Source organism: Coprococcus hominis (ex Arizal et al. 2022) (assembly GCF_040094675.1).
Lineage (GTDB): Bacteria > Bacillota > Clostridia > Lachnospirales > Lachnospiraceae > Coprococcus_C > Coprococcus_C hominis.
Map to the genome: position 1 here is coordinate 1 of NZ_JBBNHG010000024.1, position 22,890 is coordinate 22,890.

The window sequence follows — 22,890 nt, forward strand, 5'->3', positions numbered from 1 at the left end:
GTACGCAATCGCCGCCAATTCGCCATCCGTGGCTCAGTGGCGGCTTGTTTGAACATCGTGTTCAAACATTGCTGATTTATTACAGAACATTAAGTACTTCTAAGTTTCAAACATATACATAAATAACTACAACTATTCTTTGTATATTATATGCTCTTTTTACTTCTCAATCTTTCGAGAAACAATAACTATTTTCTTGTTGTTCCTTATGCAATTAAATTAACAGTTCCTTGTAGTATTCTGCGTAGTCGCGGCGATTCTCTTTTGTGAAGGCGATTGCAGAACGAGGATGCTGGTTTAAAAGCCCGGTCATCAGGTACTGGAGATCGTACCCCCAGACGATGCCGTCATCCTTTAATTTCATCATGTGGTCTTCAATGAATTTGAATACCGGGTATACGTTGTATTTTGGATTCTTCAGGAATCCAAGTAATAGCTCCATTGCACAGTTTCCGGCTCCTCTTCCCATGGACAGGTAGGTTCCGTCTAACCAGTCTACACCATCACCGCACGCTTCAATCGTGTTTGCAAATGCGAGCTGCTGGTTGTTGTGTGCATGGATACCGATCTTCTTATTGTATTTTGCTGCGAAATTCAGGTACAGATCTGCGATACGGGCAATCTGCTCCGGATACAGAGAACCAAAGCTGTCCACAATGTAGATAACATCAACCGGTGTCTTGCCAAGCATATCAAGTGCAACCTTGATGTCTTCCTCCTGTGAATTCGAGATTGCCATAATATTACAGCTTGTCTCGTATCCCTTCTTTGCCGCATCCTCTACCATGTCGATTGCTTCCGGCATCTGATGGATGTATGCTGCCACACGGACTAAATCAACCGGTGAATTTACCTTCTCATCGAAATCGTTCTTGTCATGACGCCCGATATCTGCCATGATTGCAAGCTTTAAGTCTGTGTCGTTTTCTCCAACGATCTCACGGATATGGTCATCACTACAGAATTTCCATTTACCGAACTTCGATTCATCAAATACCTTTTTTGATGCACGATATCCCATCTCCATATAGTCAACACCTGCGTCGATATTTGCCTGATACAATGCTTTTACAAAGTCATCTGTGAAATAGAAGTCATTCACCAGTCCACCGTCACGTAAGGTCGCATCAACAACTTTGATACTCTCCCGAAATCCAAGTAAATTTGATAATTCTTTCATGTCTTTGTTCCTCATCTTTCTTTCTCTGCCGCGTTACTGCTTTAATGCATTAAAGAGAATATGGATACTATAGCAGAGATTCTGTATATAGTCAACCCGCTTTTGAAATATTATTCCACAAAATAGAAAAAGCGCCTGCGTATGGCGTTAACAGGCGCTTTTTATGACAGCAATATTTATTCACTGTCAGTCGAGAGGAAGTCTCGAATCTATACAAAATACTGATGGCGCAGTATTGTATAGCGTATATAATTGTTATAACACTATGTATATAGGAAATCTATGCATGTATCTCGTTGTTTTTGTAAGCTTGTGCATATTGTGCTTCCTGTGCATTGATATGACTTTCCCCATGTTTTGGCAGGTAGATGCCGTTGATCTGCTCTCTTGCCTTCTGGTCATCCTCGTAGAACAATTCAAAATCGTCGATAATCCGGGCTTTGATTGCAGGATCATATACAGGAGCCGCTACCTCTACACGGTGAACGGTATTCCGTGTCATAAAATCGGCTGAAGCAATATACACCTTCGGGTCATCTTTGCCGAATATATAGATTCTGGAATGTTCCAGAAATCTTCCGACAATGCTGATGATCCGGATATTATCCGTCTCTCCTGCTACACCTGCTTTCAGACAGCAGATTCCACGCACGATCATGCGGATTTTCACGCCGGCTTTACCGGCATCAATAAGCTTGTCGATGATCTTCTTATCCGTCAGGGAATTGATTTTCACACCGACATAACCTTCTTTTCCTTCCTTCGCCTTTGCAATTTCTTCATCGATCATTGCAAGGACTTTATTCTGCAGGCAGTTCGGAGCTACAAGCAGATGTTGTGTCTCATCGACTGTAGTTCCCATTGACAGATGGTTGAACACATTGGCAGCTTCATTTCCAATATCTACTGAAGATGTGATCAGAGAATAGTCAGTATAGATACGGGATGTCTTCTCGTTGTAATTACCGGTACCGATCTGTGTGATATATTCGATTTTATTATTTCGCTTTCCTGTAATCAGGCAAAGCTTGGAATGTACCTTCATATGATTCAAACCATAGATTACGCGGCATCCGGCATCCTCAAGCTGTCGCGACCAGCGAATGTTATTCTCCTCATCAAAACGTGCCCGGAGTTCGACTAATACAACAACCTCTTTGCCCTGCTCTGCAGCTTCAACCAGTGCTTCAACAATCTTCGAATCGCTGGCAAGACGATATAAGGTCATCTTGATTGATACGACCTCCGGATCATTTGCAGCCTCATTTAAGAGCTGGATAAAAGGCTTCATGCTCTCATATGGATAAGACAGGAATAAATCATGCTCTCTGGCCTGCTCCATCACAGGGCGTGTCCGGTCTATCATAGCCGGCTGCTGTGGCACGCGGCGTTCGTAAAATAAATATTTTTCATTTCGAAGCAGATCTTCCACCTTGAATAAGAAGGACAGGTCAAGTGGTGAGATGGAATGAAATACCTGCTTTTTTGTGAGCCCTAAAAATCCACACATCTTCTCGATGATGGAGTCATTCATCATTCTTGTATATTCCATTCGGAGTGGGCACAAACGGCTTCTTGTACGAAGCACCTTCTCCACACCCTTGCGGTAATCTTTTTCATCATCGTCTAATGCATCATCCACGTCAATTTCCGCACTCCGCAGGATACGGATCAGGGATTTGCTGATTACCTTATACCCCGGGAATACTTCACCAGCAAAATGCAGAATCAATTCTTCCGCAAGCATAAAACGTCTTCCGTCGGAAGAAACCGGGATCATGCGCTTAATGACCGGATTGTTACATGGAATAATGCCAATCTTCGTATTGTTCGATTTTGTGCGTAGCTCTACCACAGCGTAGATTTCCTTGTTACGTAAGAATGGGAACGGCTGACGTTTGCCAACAACCTGTGGCGAGATAAAGGGCTGGATCTCATTCTCAAAGTAAATCTTCATGGAATCCTGCTCATCCTCATTCAGATCCTTATACAAAAGCTCCTTGACACCATATTCTTCCATCTCATACATCAGGCGCAGATAGATTTCATCCTTCTTCTCGCGAAGCTTCTTCTCCTTGACGATAATACGGTCAAGCTGCTCCTGACAGGTCATATTCGTCTTATTTTCGCGTACTTTACTGTCTTTTCCTGCGTCTAACGAACCGACACGCACCATTAGGAACTCATCGAGATTGCTTTGGAAGATTGACACGAACGACAGACGCTCACAGAGCGGATTGTTCTCGTCCACTGCTTCCTCCAATACTCTTTTATTGAACTTTAACCAGGAAAGTTCCCGGTTATCATAGATTGTTTCCTGTAACATATTATTTTCCTCCGTATTTTGAATTATCGTTTCTGTTTCTTTATTACGTTTTTTTAATATCTTACGAAACAGTTTTTTTATTTTATTGAATATTATTCCAAGATGTGATGTTTCCATTGAAGATACCTTTCAATTCATCTTTTGTTACCTGATTGATTGGATTATCCTTTTGGACAATTACTGCGATTCCATCGGTTGCAATCACGGTTGACTCAACAAGGTCTCTCTCATAATCTTTCAAGCTGCGCGATACCATCGCTATATCGCATTTTCCTTCCATGGCATCATTCAGACCCTTCGTAGAATCTGTCGCATAAACACGGATGGCTGCATTCTTATTTACTGCCATATATGCATCTGCCAGTTCCGTAAGCAGATCTGCCATAGAGGAAGACCCCCGGATACTGAGAGTCCCCTGTGCATCCGGATCCGCAAGAAACGATGTTTCTTTTGCAACCGGCACATATGTTTCACCGACAATCTTCTGGCCTGCTCCACAGATATATTTTACAAAATCATCCCGCAATGCATTCGGGCTTTCTACCCATACAAGTGTAAAATCTCTGGTCAACGGATACGCATGATCTGCGATACTTTCTCTGGTACAGACAATTCTATCTACAGCAAGTGCTTTGGAATCTCCCTGCATCTGTCCGTAGGATACATATCCGATTCCGTTTTTTGATTCATTAATAGTGCTCGCCATGGCGCTTCCGCTTGTCAAAACCGTACACTGTTTTATGTCCTTGTATTTATCCACGTTGTCTTCAGACATGGAAATCCCGAGATATTCTTCAAACTGGTTTCTGGTACCGGAACCATCCTCACGAACCTGTACCGAAATCACACCAAGGGAAGAAGCGTCTCCATTTGTTCCTGTAAATGCATAGTCCTGCGTTTCTTTTTTTTCACAGCTGCACAAGGATGCAGCCAATGTACCCACGCACAAAAAACTTACGATGGATATGTGAAATCTATGTTTTGCTCTAAGCTTCATGCTATGCTTCCTCCAATTCCAAGAAACGGACATTATCCATCACCTCTTCAACGATGCCGCTGCAGCTGTCACCGATACGTTCCAGATTATGTAACACATTTGAAAACGGATATGTAAATTCCGGCTTACAATTATTTTTCCGCAGACGTTTTAGATGGTTCTTGTTGAATTTCTTCTCCATATTACGCAGTTCCTTGCGATAATCGAAGACCTTTCTTGCAGTCTTTGCATCCCCATTTTCCAGTGAGACAATCGATGTCCGATACATGATTTCTACGTTATCAATTACTTTTCCAAGTTCCTCAACTGCATCCTTTGAGAATTTATACTTTCCTTCGAGTTTGGCACGTATAACCGGTGAAGCATCCTCACACCGCTTGCTGACACGTGCAATATCATTTAGGACATACAACAGTCCCGCAGTCGTAGATGATTGCTCTTCAGTCAGAGAACCATTCGAGAACATTCCAGAGATATAGCTGACAGTATTCTCATCAATCTCTGTTACAAGCTTCGCATTTTTTTCTAGCTCAGCAAGCGCTTTGCTATCATTATTCATCACCGTTGCCTTCATATTTCCAATCATTTCTGATACAAGGCGTCCTGCACGGCGGATCTCCTGGGATACAAGATACATAGCTGCAATCGGCTGACTGATCACATTTTTGTCAAGAAAGCTTTTCTCTTTATAATCTTCGATAGACACTTCCTTGTCATCTCTGACAATAAACATAACAATCTTCACCATAACCGGAAGCAACGGCAGCCAGATCAGAGTATTGATGATATTAAAGCTCATATGTGCATTTGCAATCTGCCTTGAAATCACATCCAGTTCATTTCCCTTTGGCGAGATCATCTCAACAAACTTTGCAAATGGCTTGATGATCCAGATAAAGAGAAAGGAACCGGTAATATTAAACACGCTATGTGCAATCGCACAGCGCTTTGCATCTTTGGACTGTCCGATACTTGCCAATATTGCGGTAATGGTTGTACCGATATTATCGCCGAGCAGAATCGGAATTGCGCCAACTAATCCGATCACACTCGCACCATCCGGGCCTGCCTGTGATGCGAAGCTCTGCAATACCGCAATCGTTGCGGAGCTGCTCTGTACAACGAGTGTCATAAGCATACCGACGCCAACACCGAGTACCGGAATATGGCTGACTTTCTCCATCATATTGATAAATACCGGGCTTGTTGCAAGCGGCTTCATGACATCGCCCATCATCTCGATACCAACAAATAACAAACCGAATGCGAAGATTGTCTGTCCGACAAACTTTATCTTCTCTTTCTTCGCAATAAATGCAATCAAAAATCCGATAAATACAATCGGCATAATGTAATCACTAATTTTAAATGCCATCAGCTGTGCGGTCATTGTCGTTCCGATATTTGCACCGAATATAACAGAGATACCCTGTTTTAAGGACATCAATCCGGCACTGACAAAACCAATCACCAATACAGTTGTCGCACTGGAGCTTTGCAGAACTGCTGTTACAAGTGCGCCCGCCAACATTCCGCACACAGCATTTCGTGTAAGTACTCCCAACACCTTCTTCATTTTGTCTCCGGCTACCTTCTGAAGCGATTCACTCATCATATTCATTCCGAATATAAAAAGCGCCAGCCCTCCCAGCAAACCGAACACAGTCGCCATACTTTCGTTCATTTTGATTCTTCCTTCCTCTTTTGGGCATTTTTAGCCGATTTAAAAGCCGTTTTGTAAGCGTTTCCCGTAAGCAGATTGGCCTTCATAGCTTGAATAATATCGAAATATAGAATCTGCTTCTATCAACAGAAAGTAAAGAATTGTTAAATCTATGTAAAGCAGTATTTCCGGACATAAGAAAAAGCGCCAGACCGGCGCTTAAATCTCTTTGATCTTATCCCGTAACCGCATCATATTCGTATCCATATCGGCAATCACATCGGAATATCGTTTCAACTCCTGCACGATTTCCCCGGTATCAACCAGATCTTTCTTATAGAGTAGCTGGTAGTCGAGTACCGACCAGGAATCCATGGCAACCGTGCGAAGCTGTAGTTCCACCTTCATCCATTCTGTCTTTTTCGACAGATAAATCGGGACAGACAGAATCATATGTACCCCCTGATAACCGGAAGATTTCGGCGTTTTGATATAATCCTTGATCTTGAGGATCTTGATATCATGCTGGATCTTCAGACAATCCACCAACGCATAGATATCATCCCGGAATATACAGGTCACCCGGACGCCAACGATATCATTCAATTTCTTTTTCGCGTTATCTAAGTTGATTGTATACCCTTTGCGGCGCAACTTCAAAAAGATACTCTCTGCGCTTTTGATACGGTGTGTTAACCGCACAACAACCTCGCGCTGCAGATTCTCCTGCAATTCCAGATTGATCATTGTCAGCTTCGATTCTAAGATCTGGATCGCCCACATACACCGAAGCTGATATTCCTTATCCGATAAGGAATTTGCAAAATCCGTAATAATCTTACGGTCATTTTTTGTAATATGTAATTGTAACTGTTTTTCCTGTTCCATAATATTTATATATGCCTCATTCATTCTTTTTATTCTATCAATGTTTGGTTAAAGATTGTTAAATCTATGCAAAATGCACTTGCATAAAGTGTTTTAAGCCCCTATACTATCTATATGTGAATATTCATCATACACCATGTATTTCCAATACTGTTCAAAAAGATGATTATCAAAAGAAAGGATTTTCTAATATGAAGGGCTATAAATATACTGTTAATAAACGGCGTGCAAACCGGCTTGCCTATCGGTTTCTTGGATTTATGTTTCTACTTGTCGCCACCTTGCAGGCATTTACAATGATCCATGGCTACGCCAAACACCTGGTGTTAACAGCGTTGTTTGTTACATTTGTTGGTGCCTACGGAATCTATCTCGTAGTGATGTCCTTTCGGAAGCAGGCATTTTCAGCAACCTATATCTTTGATGACACCGGCTTTACGATCGAACATAAATATGGAACTACCCATTACGACTTCGATCAGATCAAGCATGTGACGATGGTTATTCCGGACGAAAACATGATTTTTTATATTCTGAATGTTTTCACAGAGAAGGAACGCTATACAATTTCATTTATGATGCAGAAGGAATTATGTGAGAATATCTATGAATTTATGCATGCACGTTTACCAAAGAAAGACACGGAAGATTAGTTCCGTGCCTTTTCTTTTTACCACCTGACGGCGGTGCCCTGCTCATATTGAGCGATGGAGCTGAGGGGAATCGAACCCCTGTCCGAAAGCTCTTCCATTACAGCTTCTCCCATTACAGTTTGTATATTGGATTTCCCATACAAAAACGCCTACAAACAGGCTTTCCTATATGGTAGCTTCATGAATTTTCCGAAACCGCAAAGCTTAAGCCCCGGAGTGTCCCACTAAGTCGATGCCAGGATTCTAAGTTGTGGGGAACCTAGAGCTGACAGCTGCCATAATTAGGCAGCGTACGCGTAATTTTCGTCTGCGTTTATATTTATTTTCCAAGTTTTAGCGTGGTCCTGGTCCACGAATGGCTACCGTAATTTCTAAACCCCCGTCGAAACCAGTACAACCCCTGGTTTGATTGACGAAAATCTATATATCCCACTTTAAAAGTGTATATACCAAGCTATTATTCTGCATCTGTTGCAGATGCATCTTCTGGAGTAGCATCGCTATTGCTTGCTGTTGGGAATACATATCCCGTATAATTAGCTGCCCAATACTGTTGTGCCCAATAATCGTAAACCGATGCATTGATTGTCTTATTTGCCTGGCGTGTCTCATAGTTTTTCTGATATGCATGTCTGCCCAGAGGGAAACCGACCAGAGCACCTAAAATAGCGGCACATACTAAAATCTCCACTACCTGTTTTGCTTTTTGTTTCTTCTGAATCTTCTTTCGATTCTTCTTCTCTTCCTTATAGCGATCTACTTTTGCCTGACTCATACGTTCTCCTACCTTAACTTCTCATATTTATCCCAGATTACGAATCTTGAAGTCTCGTTCAACTTCTCGTTTCATATCCTTTTTCGCGATATCATCCCGCTTATCGTACAGCTTCTTACCACGTGCCAATCCAATCTCGACTTTGACAAGACTGTCCTTAAAATATACTTTTAACGGCACCAAGGTATATCCCTTCATTTTCTGCTGTCCGATCAATTTGTTGATCTCATAGCGATGTAGCAACAGCTTTCTTGTCCGAAGTGGATCTTTATTGAAGATATTTCCCTTCTCATACGGAGATATATTCATGCGATAGACATATACCTCATCGCCATCCAATCCGACAAACGCCTCTTTGATACTGCATTTTCCCATACGGAGAGATTTCACTTCCGTTCCAACTAAAGCAATGCCAGCCTCGTATGTGTCCTCTATGAAGTAATCGTGATATGCTTTTTTGTTATTGGCTATCAGTTTCGTCCCTCGTTGCTTCGCCACTTTTTTCAACTCCTTCTATATTACCATCAATCAGTGAAAAATCAATGGTTTTCTTAATTTTATCACATTTTAACACTTTGATGCGCACTTTGTCACCCAATTGATATTTCTTTTTCGTTTTTTCTCCGACCATCGCATATTCCTGCTCGTTGAAATAATAGAAATCATCATACATATAGGCAACAGAGACTGCACCTTCTACTGTATTATCCAATTCCACAAAGATGTAGTTTGAGGTAACGCCAGAGATTACTCCATCGAATTCTTCCCCGATGTGCTCCGACATATACTCAATCTCTTTTAACTTGATGACATCCCGCTCTGCTTCTTCTGCCCGACGCTCTTTGGCGGAATTATCATTTGCAACGGTCGGCAGAATGTGACGGTAATGTTCAATCCGCTTCTCGGAAAGTTCACCGTGCAGATTCTCCTTGATGATACGATGGATCTGTAGATCCGGGTACCGGCGGATTGGAGATGTAAAATGGCAGTAATACTTGCACGACAGACCAAAATGTCCGGTGCACTCAGTCGAGTAACGTGCCTGCTTCATCGAACGGAGCATCATCTTGCTGATCAGTGCCTCATATGGCTTGCCCTCGATCTGGTCAAGGATTTTCTGCAATTCCTTCGGATGTGTCTCATCTCTGGATGCCTTGATAAAGAGTCCAAAATTATTGATGAATGCGGCTAAAATATCGATCTTCTCCTCATCCGGATGCTCATGGACACGATATTCAAACGGTAGCTCCTGCCAGAAATAGTCTTCTGCGATTGTCTCATTGGCAGCCAGCATGAAATCCTCGATGATCTTCGTTGCAGGATTCCGGTCATATGGCTTGATTTCCACTGGCTTGTGGTTTTCATCCACAATAATCTTTGTCTCAGCAACATCAAAATCAATCGAACCACGTTTCCGGCGGTTCTTCCGAAGAATTGTGGAAAGCTCCAGCATCAGATCAAACATTGGCACGAGAGGTTCATACCGTTTCAATACTTTCTCGTCACTCCGCTCTAAGATCTTCTCAACATTTGTATAAGTCATACGTTCATCGACATGCAGGATACCCTCACAGATCGTATGATCCAACAGCTTGCCTTTTTTGTCAAACTTCATCACACAGCTAAGTGTGAGACGGTCTGTACCAGCATTCAAAGAACAGATACCATTTGATAATTTGTGTGGCAGCATCGGGATGACACTATCCACAAGATAGCAGCTTGTTCCACGCTTCAATGCTTCCTTATCAAGTGGGGATTTCTCCTTTACATAATGCGATACATCCGCAATATGTACACCCAATGTATAGACACCATCTTCAAAAGATAACGTAATCGCATCATCCAAGTCTTTTGCGTCTTCACCATCAATTGTTACGGTTGGAAGTGCCCGGAAATCCGTACGTCCGACAAAATCCGCTTCGTCCACTTCATCTGGAATATCTTTCAGGGAATCCATGACCTTGTCCGGATATTCCACTGGTATATCATATGCCCGTACAACCGAAAGTATGTCCGTGCCTGGATCATTCACATGTCCTAAGATCTCAATAATCTCACCTTCCGGAGATTTATGATCCGCACCATAGTTGGTAATCCTGCATACAACCTTGTGTCCAGTCATTGCCCCCATAGAATCCTTCTTTGCAACAAAGATATCATCAGCTACCTTCTGGTTATCTGGAATCACAAAGCCAAAGTTCTGCTGTTTGTCATATGTTCCAACAATTGTTGTAAGTCCACGCTTTAAAATCTGAGTAACCTTTGCCTCGGTGCTTTTTCCCTGTTTCGTATAAGAATCCGGTGCAATCATGACACGATCCCCGTGAAAGGCTCCCATTGAAAACTTGGCTGGAATAAAGAAATCGTCCTTATATCCTTCTACACGGACAAATCCATATCCCTTTTTGTTGCCGATATAATCACCGACTAAGAATTTATCATCCAGTTTCTTATATTTACCCTTCGGGGTAACAGTAATCTTTCCTTCTTCTACCAGTTCGTTTAATGCTTCTTCCACACGTTTTTTATCGGCATCCTTAACCTGAAGCAGGAAACGGATGTCTTTGAGACGCATCGGCTTGTACTGTTCATCACAAATAAAATCATATAACTTCTGTTTTACGCGTTCTCTTTTTTCTCCCATAACGTAACACCTCCCAAAAAAATAAGCTGCTTTTTATCAAAGCAGCTTGTAAAATCTAAATGAATTTTGATGACAGGACCAAAGCCAGTGCAAAATACAGAACACCAAGAACGACTGTAACCTTCTTTAATACAGACTCTTTGGATTTTCCTTTGTTCTTGCTCCAATAGGTATCTGCGCCACCGCCGCTGATTGCGCCGGACAAACCGCCTTTACCTTCCTGCATCATAACGATAACTGCCAAGATAACAGATATTACCAAAAATATTATAATTAACGCTGTCTTCACGAGAATTCCTCCTTATTATTTTAACTCATACTTGAACATATTACCATAAGAATTTCGTAAATACAATATATAATTTAAGAAAAATCTGCTAAATTTGGCATTTGTATGGCAATATTTTATTTTGCAGTAGGAAAATCTCCATAAATGGCTAATTTCCCAAGCTCTTCTTCTATCCGAAGAAGCTGGTTGTACTTTGACGTACGGTCAGAACGACACGGGGCACCCGTCTTAATCTGTCCAGCATTCACCGCAACTGCCAGATCCGCAATGAAAGAATCCTCTGTCTCGCCCGAGCGATGAGAAATCACCGTCTTATAACCGGATTTCTTAGCAAGCTCAATGGCATCCATCGCCTCTGTCAAAGTTCCAATCTGATTATACTTGATAAGAATCGCATTTGCAATACCGTCCTCGATTCCCTGCTTTAAGCGCCCAACATTTGTGACAAACAGATCATCGCCGACAAGCTGTACCTTCTCGCCAAGCCGGAATGTAAGCACCTTCCAGCCCTTCATATCATTTTCATCGAGTCCATCTTCAATGGAGTAAATCGGATATTTCCCTATCAAATCCTCGTAATACTGCACCATTTCCTCAGAATTACGATAGATCTCCCTGCCTGCCATCCGGCTTTCTCCAGGGAAATAATATAGCCCGCTTGTCTCATCATACAACTCACTTGCTGCTGCATCAATGGCGATCTTCACATCTTCATATGGTTTATAGCCTGCTTCCTTGATCGCAAGCACCAGATAGTCGAGTACTTGTGCTGAGGTTGCGAGGTTTGGTGCAAATCCACCTTCGTCTCCTACACCGTTTGAAAGTCCATTTTCATGCAGCACGCGCTTCAAGGTGTGGTAGATCTCTGCACTCATTTCCAGGCAATGCTTGAACGAATCTGCCCCAACCGGAGCAATCATGAATTCCTGCAGATCCACAGTATTATCTGCATGACAGCCACCATTTAATATGTTCATCATCGGAAGCGGCATTTTCTTCGCGTTGATTCCACCGATATAACGATATAATGGCATACGTAGGGAATTCGCTGCTGCACGGGCAACAGCCAGTGACACTCCTAAAATTGCATTGGCTCCAAATCGCGATTTGTTCTCGGTTCCATCTGCTTCCGTCAGGTATTTGTCGATCAACGCCTGATTGAACACATCAACGCCAACGAGCCGGTCACTGATCCGTGTATTGACATTCGTCACTGCCTTCTCCACGCCTTTTCCCATATATCTCCGCTCATCATCGCGCAGCTCATGTGCCTCGTATTCTCCGGTCGAAGCGCCGGAAGGCACCGATGCGATCGCCGCCGCACCATTTTCTGTTACGACCTCTACCTCTACCGTTGGATTTCCACGGGAATCCAGTATCTCTCTTGCATGTATATATTTTATCCGATCCATCAAAATCAGCCTCCAAAAATTTTTACATCTAAGCTAATTATTTCCGAATCGGAGCTTTTTATACATAAGTTACATATAAAAAACGTCCTGCAGTGGTTTTTTCACAGGACGTTTCGATTATTTCAATATTAAATTCAGATGTTATTCTGCAGTTGTCTCTGTTTCTGTCTCAATCGTATGAGCCTCCATGTTCTTCGGAAGTACAAGATTCAGAATGATTGCGACGATAAATACAACAGCAACGCAGTTTTCGGCAAATACCGTCTGGACAATACGAGGGAAGATTGCGAAAATCTCCGGCACCTGTGTAAATCCAAGACCGATACTTAAGGAAAGTGCTGTAATCGTAATGTTTCTCTGTGTATAGCCACATCTGCCAAGCATCTGGATACCGCTTACGACAATCGTACCGAACATCATGATCGTACAGCCGCCAAGTACCGCATCCGGCAATGTTGCAAGCACAGCGCCGAAGATCGGGAAGATTCCCGCTAAGATCATAATAACCGCACCGGTTGCAATCGTAAAACGGTTTACGACCTTCGTCATGGCAACCAAGCCGACATTCTGGCTAAATGAAGTGATCGGCAGACAGCCAAATACCGACGATAATGCGCTGACAAAACCGTCACAGGCAATCGAACCGGATGTCTCCTTCGTCGTCGCATCTCTGCCAAGTCCGGATACTGCAAGTACTGATGTATCTCCGATCGTCTCTGTCGCAGAGACGAGGAAAATCAATGTCACGGATACGATTGCATTGACATTAGCTTCTGTCTTACTCATCTTATGCATTCTCCCTGAATTTAATTTCACCCGTTGTATAATCCATGCTATCCACAATTGCAAGGGATTCCAGATGGAATCCGAGATTGCGGATTACCTGTCCACCCGGCTGGAAGCCCTTCTCGATGGCAATTCCGATACCGGATACTTCAGCGCCTGCGGATTTCACGATTGAGATAAGTCCCTGCAGGGCACAGCCGTTCGCAAGAAAATCATCGATGATCAGGACTTTATCCTCAGGGTTTAAGAATTTCTTCGATACGATAACCTGATTCTTGCACTTGTGTGTGAAAGATTCTACCTCTGCCACATACACATCACCTTCGATGTTGATGCTCTTCGACTTCTTCGCGAAGATAACCGGTACATCAAAATGTCTTGCGACGATACAGGCAATGCCGATGCCGGATGCCTCAATTGTCAGAATCTTATTGATCTTCTCATCTGCAAATCGGCGCTTGAACTCCTCGCCAATCTGATCGAACAGGCGGACATCCATCTGGTGATTCAGAAAGCTGTCGACCTTCAGTACATTTCCTTCTTTTACTATGCCATCCTTCAAGATGCGTTCCTCTAGAAAATTCAATCTTCTTTCCTCCTGATATTAGAATAAGAAAAACCTTTTTCAGTGGATAGTTGTAAAATATACTTTTTTTATACGAGTTGTGCTTGCTTACTCAATTCTTTGCAGACGTGCTCTCGCTCACTTCCGCATGTAGCGGTACTAAATTCGATGCAGTCGGTAATAAATTACCGATGCATCTCATTAAGTGCCGACATGCTCCAATGGTCTGCTAAGAATTGGTAAGCAACCACAACTCTATATACAAAATCTATAATTTACAATAGTGGTCTACCGAAAAAGGTCTCATATTTATTTAGTCTCATATAGTAAAAATAAAATCTGCATACATTCCATTTTCTATCATCACTTAGCCTTGGGCGCTGCCGGAGACATCGGATGTACAATGCATACATTTGGTTGCCTTGATGTCGATCTCTCCGTAGCAATATGGGCATTTTCTAGTAAGTGGAGCTGCAGCTTCCTCTTTTTTATGTCCTAATGACAAGAGCTTATTAACTGCTTTCATCAAAAGGAATAATCTACAGTATAGGAATCAATTATCTTACGATCAAAGACTTACCTGTCATCTCTGCTGGCTGTGGAAGTCCCATGATCTCAAGTAATGTCGGAGCGATATCAGCTAAGCATCCACCCTCACGAAGCTTTACGCTGTCGTCGTAATTTACAAGGATAAATGGAACCGGGTTGGTTGTATGTGCCGTATGAGGTGCCTTTGTCTTGTAATCAATCATCTGCTCTGCATTTCCGTGGTCTGCACAGATAAAGAGAACGCCGTCTACTTCCTTGATTGCTTCTACCGCAGTTCCTACACACTGGTCAACTGTCTCAACAGCCTTTACAGCAGCAGGGATCACACCAGTATGTCCTACCATGTCTGGGTTTGCAAAATTGATGATAATCACATCATACTTACCGGAACGGATGGCTGCATTCAGCTTCTCAGATACTTCCGGTGCACTCATCTCTGGCTGCAGATCGTAAGTTGCAACAGCTGGAGACTTTACAAGTACTCTGTCCTCATCCTTGTTTGGCTCTTCAACACCACCGTTGAAGAAGAATGTAACATGTGCATATTTCTCTGTCTCAGCGGTACGAAGCTGCTTCAAACCATTTGCAGCAAGATACTCTCCAAGTGTATTCTTGATCTCCTGCTTCTTGAAAGCGATGATCTTGTTCGGGATAGACTCATCGTAATCCTTGAAGCATACATATGTTAGTGGCAGCTTTCCACCTTTCCGCTCAAATCCTGTAAACTCATCTGCACAGAATGCTCTTGTGATCTCACGTGCACGGTCTGGACGGAAGTTAAAGAAGATAACGGAATCGTTTGCCTTTACGGTTGCAACCGGCTTTCCATCTGCCTCGATAACAGTAGGAAGAACAAACTCATCTGTCTTATCATTTGCATAAGAATCTGCAACTGCCTGTACTGGATCTGCAGCCTTTACGCCCTCGCCATATACCATAGCTGCATAAGCTTTCTCTACACGATCCCAGTTGTTATCACGATCCATTGCATAGTAACGACCGGAAATACTTGCGACCTTACCGACTCCGATCTCCTGCATCTTATCAACGAGCGCTGCAACATAATCCTTACCAGATGCTGGAGGTGTATCTCTACCATCTAAGAATGGATGTACATATACGCGATCAAAGCCCTGCTTCTTGCAAAGCTCTAAGATACCATACAGATGTGTATTGTGGCTGTGTACACCGCCATCGGAAAGAAGTCCCCACAGATGAAGGTCGGAATTGTTCTTCTTGCAGTTCTCAATCGCCTCAAGCATTGCTTCGTTCTCGAAGAAATCGCCATCCTCGATTGCCTTTGTGATCGATGTCAGATCCTGATAAATAATTCTTCCGGCGCCAATATTCATATGACCAACCTCAGAGTTACCCATCTGTCCGTCTGGAAGTCCAACTGCAAGTCCGGAAGCATTTCCTCTTACATATGGACACTCTGCCATCAGCTTATCCATCACAGGTGTGTTTGCCATGTAAATTGCATTACCTTCTGTCTTGTCTGTAATGCCATAGCCATCAAGTACCATCAATACAACTGGTTTCTTACTCATTGTTTATCTCCTTTAATTTATAATAATTTATTCTTTGTAATTTCCTGTTTGATTATATACAGTTATACACTTTTTTTCAAGATTTTATCGTAGAGATTTCTCCCTGATTTATTTTTTTATGTATGCCTGTGTTTTCACACTGGTAATACCCTGATAGCGCATCGCTGGTGCCTTACCATTCTTTGGCACAAGAACAATCTGGATGCCTTCGAGACGTTTTGCAAGACCTGCGGTTCCAGCAGCCTCACCATTCTTTGCCCAGCCAAGCCAGCCAAAGCTCTGTGCATGTACACGATAATATACATCATAATGCTCTGCCATCTCGCCAGTCAGTGCGATACGGATTGCTTCGAGACGCTTCGCCTCTCCACTTGTACCAGACATAACGCCATTGCGTTTCCATGTATTTGGATCGTTCTCATTTCCCTGCCAGCCATAAGACTGTACATGTGTCGTATAGACAATGCTGCCGCTGTATGTCTGGTTTGTTAGCTTGATATTGATACCTTCGAGACGCTTTGCTAATCCAGAAGTACCACTCATCTGTCCATTATACTTCCAGCCCTGCCAGCCGAAGCTCTGTACATGTGTACGGTACGCAACATTGATTGCGTTCTCACCGACCACAGACGGATTCGTGTTGGATGTCGCCGGATTACCGACAACCGGTGAAGATCCAGCCTTTGCGATATAGCTTGCTAACTGTTTTGTAACATTCACACCCTTGAAGTTTGCGCCCGGTGCAGATTCACCCTTCTTTACAACTACAATCTGGATGCCTTCCAGACGTTTTGCATAGCCTGCTGTTCCAGATGGTGCGCCATTCTTCGCCCAGCCGAGCCATCCGTAAGACTGTGCGTGCACTCTGTAATACACATCATATTTATCCTTATCTGCGCCTGTAAGCTGAATCTTGATTGCTTCGAGTCTCTTTGCTTCCCCCTCAGTTCCGTTCATCTCACCATTTGCAGACCAAGGCAGCCAGCCGTAACTCTGACAATGCGTCGTGTACTGAATACCGAGCTTGGCTGTCTTTCCTGCTTCCGCAGAATTTACAACAATATTGATACCTTCAAGTCTCTTTGCCTTTCCGCTTGTACCTGACATAGTACCATTGGATTTCCATGTCTTGATATCGTTCTCTTTTCCTTCCCAGCCAAATGTCTGTACATGCGTACGGTAGGAAACTGTAATATTCGGAGCTGTTGTAGTTGTGCCTGTATTTCCACCTGTATTGCTTCCGGTGTTACCACCTGTGGAACCACCAGTATTCCCTCCTGTACTTCCGTCAGTAGAGTCTCCAGTATTACCGCCTGTGGAGCCGCCGGCATTTCCACCTGTATTTCCTCCAGTGTTACCACCAGTCGAACCACCGGTTGTCTCTTTGACTGTGGTAACGGTGAGTCCTGCGCTCTTATCGCTTTCCAGCCAATACCCCTTTGCCACCTTCTTTACATAAAATGTATAAGCTGTATTTGCTGTAAGTCCTGTAAATACATTGCTATCCTGCCAGTTCACACCATCTTTGGAGTATTTGCAGCCAGCAACACTGTTCAATGTAACAGATGTCGTTGTCTTAGATGCAAGTGTTGGAGCTGACGGTGTTTCATATTCCTTATACACGGAAAGCTTAACAGTATCTTTGTATCCGCCCGATTTTGTTGTCACAGAAATCTCTGTATATCCAGGTGCAACCGCCGTAAGAACACCGGTTGTCGCATCGATTTTAGCAACCTCTGGATTGGAAGAGGTATATGTAATCGTCTTATCTGTAGCATTGGCAGGGGAAACCGTTGCCGGGAAGCTCCATGAAACAGCATCTCCGATCGTTATAGATTTCTCGGAAGGCTGATTGTCAAACCGAACCCCTGTTACTTCTACAATCTTCTCTCCTTCCTGTGCGGTCTTTACTTTGATCGTTACAATCTCGCCCGTGCGAATGTTGTTATCTGCATCGGCTTTTACACGGATTTCAAATGTATATTCTGTATCTGGATCTAATCCCTCAAATACGTTGCTATCCTGCCATGTTCCATTTGGAGCAATGCGATACTCACAGTCGTCATATGGTGTTAACGTGATCGTATTTGTCGTCGGTGTCTCACTTGTGCTTGGTGCCTGTGTTGGAGCCTCTGGTGTCTTCCACACCGTAACTGCACAGGTTGCTTTCACATCTGATGTGCTTCCGTTTGCTTTTGCTGTGATTGTTGCAGAACCTGCGCCAACCGCGGTTACCTTACCAGAAGCATTCACAGTTGCAACCTTGTTGTTCGAAGAACTCCATGTCACGCTCTTATCTGTTGCATCATCCGGTGATACAGTTGCAACAAGGGTTGTCTCTGTCACAGGATTTGTTCCTCCGATCTCGAAGCTCAGCGTGTCTTTATTCAAAGCAACACCTGTTGCTGCAACCTCCTTCGGTACATCAGGTGTGGAACTGCCACCAGATGAAAGATTTTTCTCTATATACTGATGTTCGGTATCGGATGTGTATTTTTCATAGATTGCAGCCGCAGCAGCAACCAGAGTCGCGTTATAATCTATGGCTACCTCATTACATACATAATCGCTTGCAGAATCAACATAGGAACCATCGATTTTCTGTCCGCCAACCAAAGCACCGATTAACATGTTTTTCTGAGCAGTTGTTCCCTGATCTTTACCAGTATATCCGGAAGCCGCTCTATGATGCGGGTATTTTGGTCCATACGCATTATATCCGATGACAAAACATTGCTTTGCTGCATTGTTACCAAGCAGATATTTCATCTGTCCCTCTGACCAGCCTCGATATGTTTCTATTGACGTCATCTTATCATACAATAATCCTGTGTACTGCATAGATGTGTTATAACGGGCAGAACCCCAATTGCTGACACATCGATAGCCACCATAGGTACTATTGCCATCTGAAATTCCCATAAGCGATGCTATTTTACTGGAATTCCCATCGTAATAAGCCACTGCCGGACCGACATTGTCCCAGCCAAGCGGCCAATATGGTTTCATAGCTGCATCTGCATTTTTATACTGATTATATTCAGACAGATAACTTGTGTTTCCGGTAATCTGATACAACAACAGCGCTGCCAGACAATAATCATCTTCCCAGTTAGAAGATACATAAAAGCTACCAGACGTTGTACCAACAGACTTATTGTGATTTTTTGCATATGCAAAAAGCATTTCTGCTGTCTTTAAATATTTGTCGCCGCCAAAGTTTTTATACTGCATGGCAAGTGCGGCTGCGGATAATGATACCACATCAGTATGTGGTGCAGAATCGCTGGAGAAATATGCCGTACGATTGCTCTGTGGCTGAGCTTCCGGCGCTCCCCAATATCCATGATCGTAACCACCGCCACCATTTCCAACCTGTACACAGTACGCTTCCACAGAAGTTCCTGCACTGTTTAATACAGCACATTTAGTCAGATAATCCGCAAAATGTGTCGTGATTGTCTGCAAATGATTCGTCTGTCCCGATGCCACATATGCAGATTTGTTCGTATTATAGCTCATACCAAGCACAAATGCCGCATATGCTTCTGGAAGACCAAACTTTACATGATCGCCCGCGTCATGGAATCCGCCAGTCAAATCTACCGTAACAGTACTTCCATCGGTTCTTGTATAAGAATACCTATCATAGGTGTGGCAATTTCCTCTCCAGTCAAGCAGAGACTTTGTTCCTACCTCATCGCCACACATATTTGCATCATAAAAATACAAAGAGTACTGAAGCAGCTTTGCATAGTTGTAATCAATATCTGAATAATTGTAATCTGTTACATTTCCGGCAGGAATTGTGACTGTACCAGAGCCGCCAGAACTTCCACCAGAACCACCAGATGAGGTAGAATCTGTCGAGAACTTCACAGAATTGATCTGGTATGTAACAGTAGAACCTTCCTGCAGGTTTGTAAACTGCACGCCGATTTTACCAACTTCTGTGCTATTTCCCCAATCCAGACTTGAGAGATCCATGCTCATTTCCATCGTTCCTGATGTTGTCAAGTTTACATAATTCCCCTGATTCCATTTCCAGTCCTTTGACATGAACATCATCATAGCTCCCGGCGTACCCGTTGTACCCGCAGTGAAGTTTGAAACTGACAGACTCATGCTCAAACTCTTAATTCCCTTTGCTTCCCATTCGGATTTTTCATCCATATCCGCTGGCAAGCTCAGTATAAGCTCGGAGATCATAATCCCTTTGTTTTCGCCATTGTCTTTTGCAGCCTCTGTTTTTCCACTCATCGTAATATACGATGATAAATCCATTTCCGTTGCTGCCTGTGGTGTCAACGTTGGAATCGTCACCCCTGTTATCATGAATAACAGAGCAAATACAACTGCAAACACCCTCCTTGTCATTCGTTTTTTGCTCATTTGAACCCTCCTCTTAATGTTTTAATTGTTCTTTTTATCTTGCACGAGCTGTAACTGTGCCCGTAACTTTTCAATTTCTGCCTCCGATCATTTTCTTCATACAATCCATTATAATCGACACCTGGCTTATGTTCAATCAATGAATTTTATATATAGGTTATTTGTAGTACTCTCCCAGACTGATTCCATTGATGCCAAGCGGAATCGCATGATCAAGTCCGATGAACTTCTCACCATTGTTCCAGAGAACTTCCTTGACAAATGCATACTTTTCCTCGTCCCATGTTGTGAAATCATCTAAAACCATGCCTCCGGTATCCCCAGAGTTCGCATTGAAGCACCAGAAGGTATGATTCAGTCTATTCTTCTGTATGAGTTCGCGCATATAGGTCATCCAGATGATGTTCGGTTCCGTCATAAATCCGCCCCACTCACCGATCAGAAGCGGTGCAATATTATCCTCATGGATATAAAACCAGTTATCGTGCCAGCAGTCTTTCATCAGGCTGTCATAGGTATAACTGCCCTGAAACCAAGGCTGTTCATATACAGTCGGGCCATAATCGTGCGGCGAATATACAAGCTTGTTCTGATATTTGCCGAGGTCAACCGGGTAATCTGCGACACCGCGCAGGTTTCCGCCCCACCAGTTGAAATAATAATCATCCTCATTCGTTGATGCATAATCGCCGTTCTTCTTGATATCAACCGGATAGATCTCAGTTCCTTCCACGAGCACGAGTACATTTGGATTCTTCGACAGCACAGCATTTGCGGCACGCTCTGCCGTGTATTTCCAGTTGTTCTCAGACTTCGAATCGTTCCAGATTGCCGCCCCGTCGCCCTCGTTCGGTTTTCCATGCGGCTCATTCTTCAGGTCATAGGCAATGATCGTATCATCGTTCTTGTAGCGGTCAGCCATCCACGAAAGTGCATACAGATAATCATCCGTGGATATCCGGTCCGTGTACCAGAGATTCACCATATGTCCGCTCGCATTCGTCTCCGCACAATGGATATCAATGATCAGCTTTAACCCATTCGCCCGGCATTGCCCGATCACATACTCAAAGATCTGCAGGCTGTCCATTCCAACTAGATAATCGTTGGTCGCCTGGTTGAAATTTGCATCCGGATATTCACCGTTCGACCATTGTAAGATCAGTTCTGCTGAAAATGGCACACGGATCACATTGAATCCGTGGTTTGCAATCTCCTGAATCGACTGATTCAGATCGGAAGCCCATAATCCGTCAAATGTGTTCGTCCCTGTATTATAGCCAAACCAGTTGATGCCGGTCAGCCATACTTCATTCCCGTCCGCGTCCACAATCTTGTTGCCATCGGTAAACAGCCAGTCATCAGTCGTTGGTTCCGGCACATCCATCGCACCATAGTCGACATCCCGGTCTACAGACACGTGATTGGTGGCTGCTGTCTCGTTCACAGAGTCATCCGAAGTATCGTTCGTAGCAGGATTATTGGTCGAAGCATCATTCTGATTGTCTGAATTTTCACCTGTTTCCTCATCAATCTGTGCTTCTGCCGAACCGGATGCAGACTTGTTGGTTTCTGCTTTATCCCATTTTCCCTGTATCTGCATACCAAGCAGCATGCCGAGCAGAAAGACGATAATAAACAGCAATATAAATATTACAATTTTTAGATTTTTGTTCATTCTCCCCTCAAATCCTTTCCTTTTGATTTTTCTCTTCCTCAAAACGCAAATATTAGTATAAAAATTTTATCATGAATTCTTAACTGCATCAATTAAATTGCAGTAAAAAAGAGAGATTTATTTTCTTTCAGTGAAAACATCCATCTCTCTTACACTTTTATTTCCATGTTGTCACCGCACTCTTATAAGTACGCCCAATACTAATCTTATAACCATCATTTATGACAAGATAATTAGAATGTATAGAAACAACATAGTCCATATTTACAATATACCCAGTATGTCATCGGACAAAATTATCCGGTAATCGTTTTATTAAAGAAGCTAATGATATATATGATGCATATTCACTCCCCTTTGTCACAAAACGAACCTTTCTTGCATCTCTTTCAATATACATCACTTCATTTAAATTGATTAGCACCTTCTCCTTCTCACATAGAATTTCTATAAACTTGCTTTTTGTAGTTAAATAATTATTTTGTTCATTATTATTTGTTATCATTTATATGTACTCTCCCCGTAAGTCCGATATCAATATTT

At 43.0% G+C, this 22,890-nt stretch carries 17 protein-coding genes, 1 other RNA gene and 1 pseudogene; 1 reads left to right on the forward strand and 18 read right to left on the reverse strand.

All coding sequences use genetic code 11. The features are described 5' to 3' along the window. Nucleotides 1-214: 214 nt before the first annotated feature. The 5 genes from AAAT93_RS02435 to AAAT93_RS02455 all read right to left on the reverse strand — a co-directional run bounded on the left by AAAT93_RS02435 (nucleotide 215) and on the right by AAAT93_RS02455 (nucleotide 7,054). Complete coding sequence (locus AAAT93_RS02435; RefSeq protein ID WP_021985448.1) at nucleotides 215-1,180, reverse strand: aldolase catalytic domain-containing protein; 966 nt, start codon at nucleotides 1,178-1,180, stop codon at nucleotides 215-217. 280 nt (nucleotides 1,181-1,460) lie between these two features. Then, a complete protein-coding gene (gene ppk1 / locus AAAT93_RS02440) occupies nucleotides 1,461-3,623 on the reverse strand; it encodes a polyphosphate kinase 1 (RefSeq protein ID WP_227572788.1) in 2,163 nt (720 codons plus the stop codon). Next, nucleotides 3,589-4,503, reverse strand: a complete 915-nt coding sequence (locus AAAT93_RS02445; protein ID WP_021985446.1) for a substrate-binding domain-containing protein — start codon at nucleotides 4,501-4,503, stop codon at nucleotides 3,589-3,591. Before AAAT93_RS02445 ends, ppk1 begins: the two co-directional genes overlap by 35 nt. Nucleotide 4,504: 1 nt before the next feature. Continuing rightward, the gene (locus AAAT93_RS02450) at nucleotides 4,505-6,187 is read right to left on the reverse strand and encodes a Na/Pi cotransporter family protein (RefSeq protein ID WP_227572787.1); all 1,683 of its coding nucleotides are present in this window, start codon (nucleotides 6,185-6,187) and stop codon (nucleotides 4,505-4,507) included. Nucleotides 6,188-6,385: 198 nt separating this feature from the next. Further along, nucleotides 6,386-7,054 carry a GTP pyrophosphokinase gene (locus AAAT93_RS02455; protein WP_021985444.1) on the reverse strand — a complete coding sequence of 223 codons (669 nt, stop codon included), beginning with the start codon at nucleotides 7,052-7,054 and terminating at the stop codon, nucleotides 6,386-6,388. Nucleotides 7,055-7,245: 191 nt separating this feature from the next. Between AAAT93_RS02455 and AAAT93_RS02460 the strand changes: the two genes are divergently transcribed. Beyond that, nucleotides 7,246-7,707 carry a hypothetical protein gene (locus AAAT93_RS02460; protein WP_021985443.1) on the forward strand — a complete coding sequence of 154 codons (462 nt, stop codon included), beginning with the start codon at nucleotides 7,246-7,248 and terminating at the stop codon, nucleotides 7,705-7,707. Nucleotides 7,708-7,759: 52 nt separating this feature from the next. Here the strand turns inward: AAAT93_RS02460 and ssrA are convergent. The 13 genes and pseudogenes from ssrA to AAAT93_RS02525 all read right to left on the reverse strand — a co-directional run bounded on the left by ssrA (nucleotide 7,760) and on the right by AAAT93_RS02525 (nucleotide 22,852). Continuing rightward, nucleotides 7,760-8,108: a transfer-messenger RNA gene (gene ssrA, locus AAAT93_RS02465) on the reverse strand. 56 nt (nucleotides 8,109-8,164) lie between these two features. Next, a complete protein-coding gene (locus tag AAAT93_RS02470) occupies nucleotides 8,165-8,482 on the reverse strand; it encodes a hypothetical protein (protein ID WP_021985442.1) in 318 nt (105 codons plus the stop codon). 27 nt (nucleotides 8,483-8,509) lie between these two features. Then, entirely contained in the window at nucleotides 8,510-8,980 is a 471-nt protein-coding gene (gene smpB, locus AAAT93_RS02475) for an SsrA-binding protein SmpB (RefSeq protein WP_021985441.1), read from the reverse strand. Continuing rightward, nucleotides 8,943-11,126, reverse strand: coding sequence for a ribonuclease R (gene rnr / locus AAAT93_RS02480; RefSeq protein ID WP_227572786.1), 2,184 nt, complete (start codon nucleotides 11,124-11,126; stop codon nucleotides 8,943-8,945). The genes smpB and rnr overlap by 38 nt, the downstream gene beginning before the upstream one ends. Nucleotides 11,127-11,181: 55 nt before the next feature. Next, nucleotides 11,182-11,415 (reverse strand): preprotein translocase subunit SecG, encoded by a 234-nt coding sequence (secG, locus tag AAAT93_RS02485; protein WP_021985439.1) that lies wholly within the window; start codon nucleotides 11,413-11,415, stop codon nucleotides 11,182-11,184. 116 nt (nucleotides 11,416-11,531) lie between these two features. Further along, entirely contained in the window at nucleotides 11,532-12,827 is a 1,296-nt protein-coding gene (eno, locus tag AAAT93_RS02490; RefSeq protein ID WP_021985438.1) for a phosphopyruvate hydratase, read from the reverse strand. A 141-nt stretch (nucleotides 12,828-12,968) separates the two neighbouring features. Further along, nucleotides 12,969-13,601: pseudogene (locus AAAT93_RS02495) on the reverse strand (uracil-xanthine permease family protein); the annotation flags it as partial. A 13-nt stretch (nucleotides 13,602-13,614) separates the two neighbouring features. Continuing rightward, nucleotides 13,615-14,199: a xanthine phosphoribosyltransferase gene (locus AAAT93_RS02500; RefSeq protein ID WP_021985436.1), complete on the reverse strand. Its 585-nt coding sequence runs from the start codon at nucleotides 14,197-14,199 to the stop codon at nucleotides 13,615-13,617. A gap of 346 nt (nucleotides 14,200-14,545) precedes the next feature. Continuing rightward, complete coding sequence (locus tag AAAT93_RS02505; protein ID WP_227572785.1) at nucleotides 14,546-14,704, reverse strand: hypothetical protein; 159 nt, start codon at nucleotides 14,702-14,704, stop codon at nucleotides 14,546-14,548. A 31-nt stretch (nucleotides 14,705-14,735) separates the two neighbouring features. Beyond that, the gene (gpmI, locus tag AAAT93_RS02510; protein WP_117780941.1) at nucleotides 14,736-16,277 is read right to left on the reverse strand and encodes a 2,3-bisphosphoglycerate-independent phosphoglycerate mutase; all 1,542 of its coding nucleotides are present in this window, start codon (nucleotides 16,275-16,277) and stop codon (nucleotides 14,736-14,738) included. 108 nt (nucleotides 16,278-16,385) lie between these two features. After that, on the reverse strand, nucleotides 16,386-20,669 hold the full coding sequence (locus AAAT93_RS02515) for a glycoside hydrolase family 9 protein (protein ID WP_227572784.1): 4,284 nt from the start codon (nucleotides 20,667-20,669) through the stop codon (nucleotides 16,386-16,388). 157 nt (nucleotides 20,670-20,826) lie between these two features. Then, the gene (locus tag AAAT93_RS02520; protein WP_227572783.1) at nucleotides 20,827-22,347 is read right to left on the reverse strand and encodes a glycoside hydrolase family 5 protein; all 1,521 of its coding nucleotides are present in this window, start codon (nucleotides 22,345-22,347) and stop codon (nucleotides 20,827-20,829) included. Between the two features lie 283 nt (nucleotides 22,348-22,630). After that, nucleotides 22,631-22,852, reverse strand: a complete 222-nt coding sequence (locus AAAT93_RS02525) for a LytTR family transcriptional regulator DNA-binding domain-containing protein (protein WP_227572782.1) — start codon at nucleotides 22,850-22,852, stop codon at nucleotides 22,631-22,633. Nucleotides 22,853-22,890 lie beyond the last annotated feature (38 nt).

What these genes read in the sequence shown, in the direction of transcription:
- AAAT93_RS02435 (WP_021985448.1), bottom strand. Translation starts at nt 1,180, where the DNA reads ATGAAAGAATTATCAAATTTACTTGGATTTCGGGAGAGTATCAAAGTT.
- ppk1 (WP_227572788.1), bottom strand. Translation starts at nt 3,623, where the DNA reads ATGGAAACATCACATCTTGGAATAATATTCAATAAAATAAAAAAACTG.
- AAAT93_RS02445 (WP_021985446.1), bottom strand. Translation starts at nt 4,503, where the DNA reads ATGAAGCTTAGAGCAAAACATAGATTTCACATATCCATCGTAAGTTTT.
- AAAT93_RS02450 (WP_227572787.1), bottom strand. Translation starts at nt 6,187, where the DNA reads ATGAACGAAAGTATGGCGACTGTGTTCGGTTTGCTGGGAGGGCTGGCG.
- AAAT93_RS02455 (WP_021985444.1), bottom strand. Translation starts at nt 7,054, where the DNA reads ATGGAACAGGAAAAACAGTTACAATTACATATTACAAAAAATGACCGT.
- AAAT93_RS02460 (WP_021985443.1), top strand. Translation starts at nt 7,246, where the DNA reads ATGAAGGGCTATAAATATACTGTTAATAAACGGCGTGCAAACCGGCTT.
- AAAT93_RS02470 (WP_021985442.1), bottom strand. Translation starts at nt 8,482, where the DNA reads ATGAGTCAGGCAAAAGTAGATCGCTATAAGGAAGAGAAGAAGAATCGA.
- rnr (WP_227572786.1), bottom strand. Translation starts at nt 11,126, where the DNA reads ATGGGAGAAAAAAGAGAACGCGTAAAACAGAAGTTATATGATTTTATT.
- eno (WP_021985438.1), bottom strand. Translation starts at nt 12,827, where the DNA reads ATGGATCGGATAAAATATATACATGCAAGAGAGATACTGGATTCCCGT.
- AAAT93_RS02505 (WP_227572785.1), bottom strand. Translation starts at nt 14,704, where the DNA reads ATGAAAGCAGTTAATAAGCTCTTGTCATTAGGACATAAAAAAGAGGAA.
- gpmI (WP_117780941.1), bottom strand. Translation starts at nt 16,277, where the DNA reads ATGAGTAAGAAACCAGTTGTATTGATGGTACTTGATGGCTATGGCATT.
- AAAT93_RS02515 (WP_227572784.1), bottom strand. Translation starts at nt 20,669, where the DNA reads ATGAGCAAAAAACGAATGACAAGGAGGGTGTTTGCAGTTGTATTTGCT.
- AAAT93_RS02520 (WP_227572783.1), bottom strand. Translation starts at nt 22,347, where the DNA reads ATGAACAAAAATCTAAAAATTGTAATATTTATATTGCTGTTTATTATC.
- AAAT93_RS02525 (WP_227572782.1), bottom strand. Translation starts at nt 22,852, where the DNA reads ATGATAACAAATAATAATGAACAAAATAATTATTTAACTACAAAAAGC.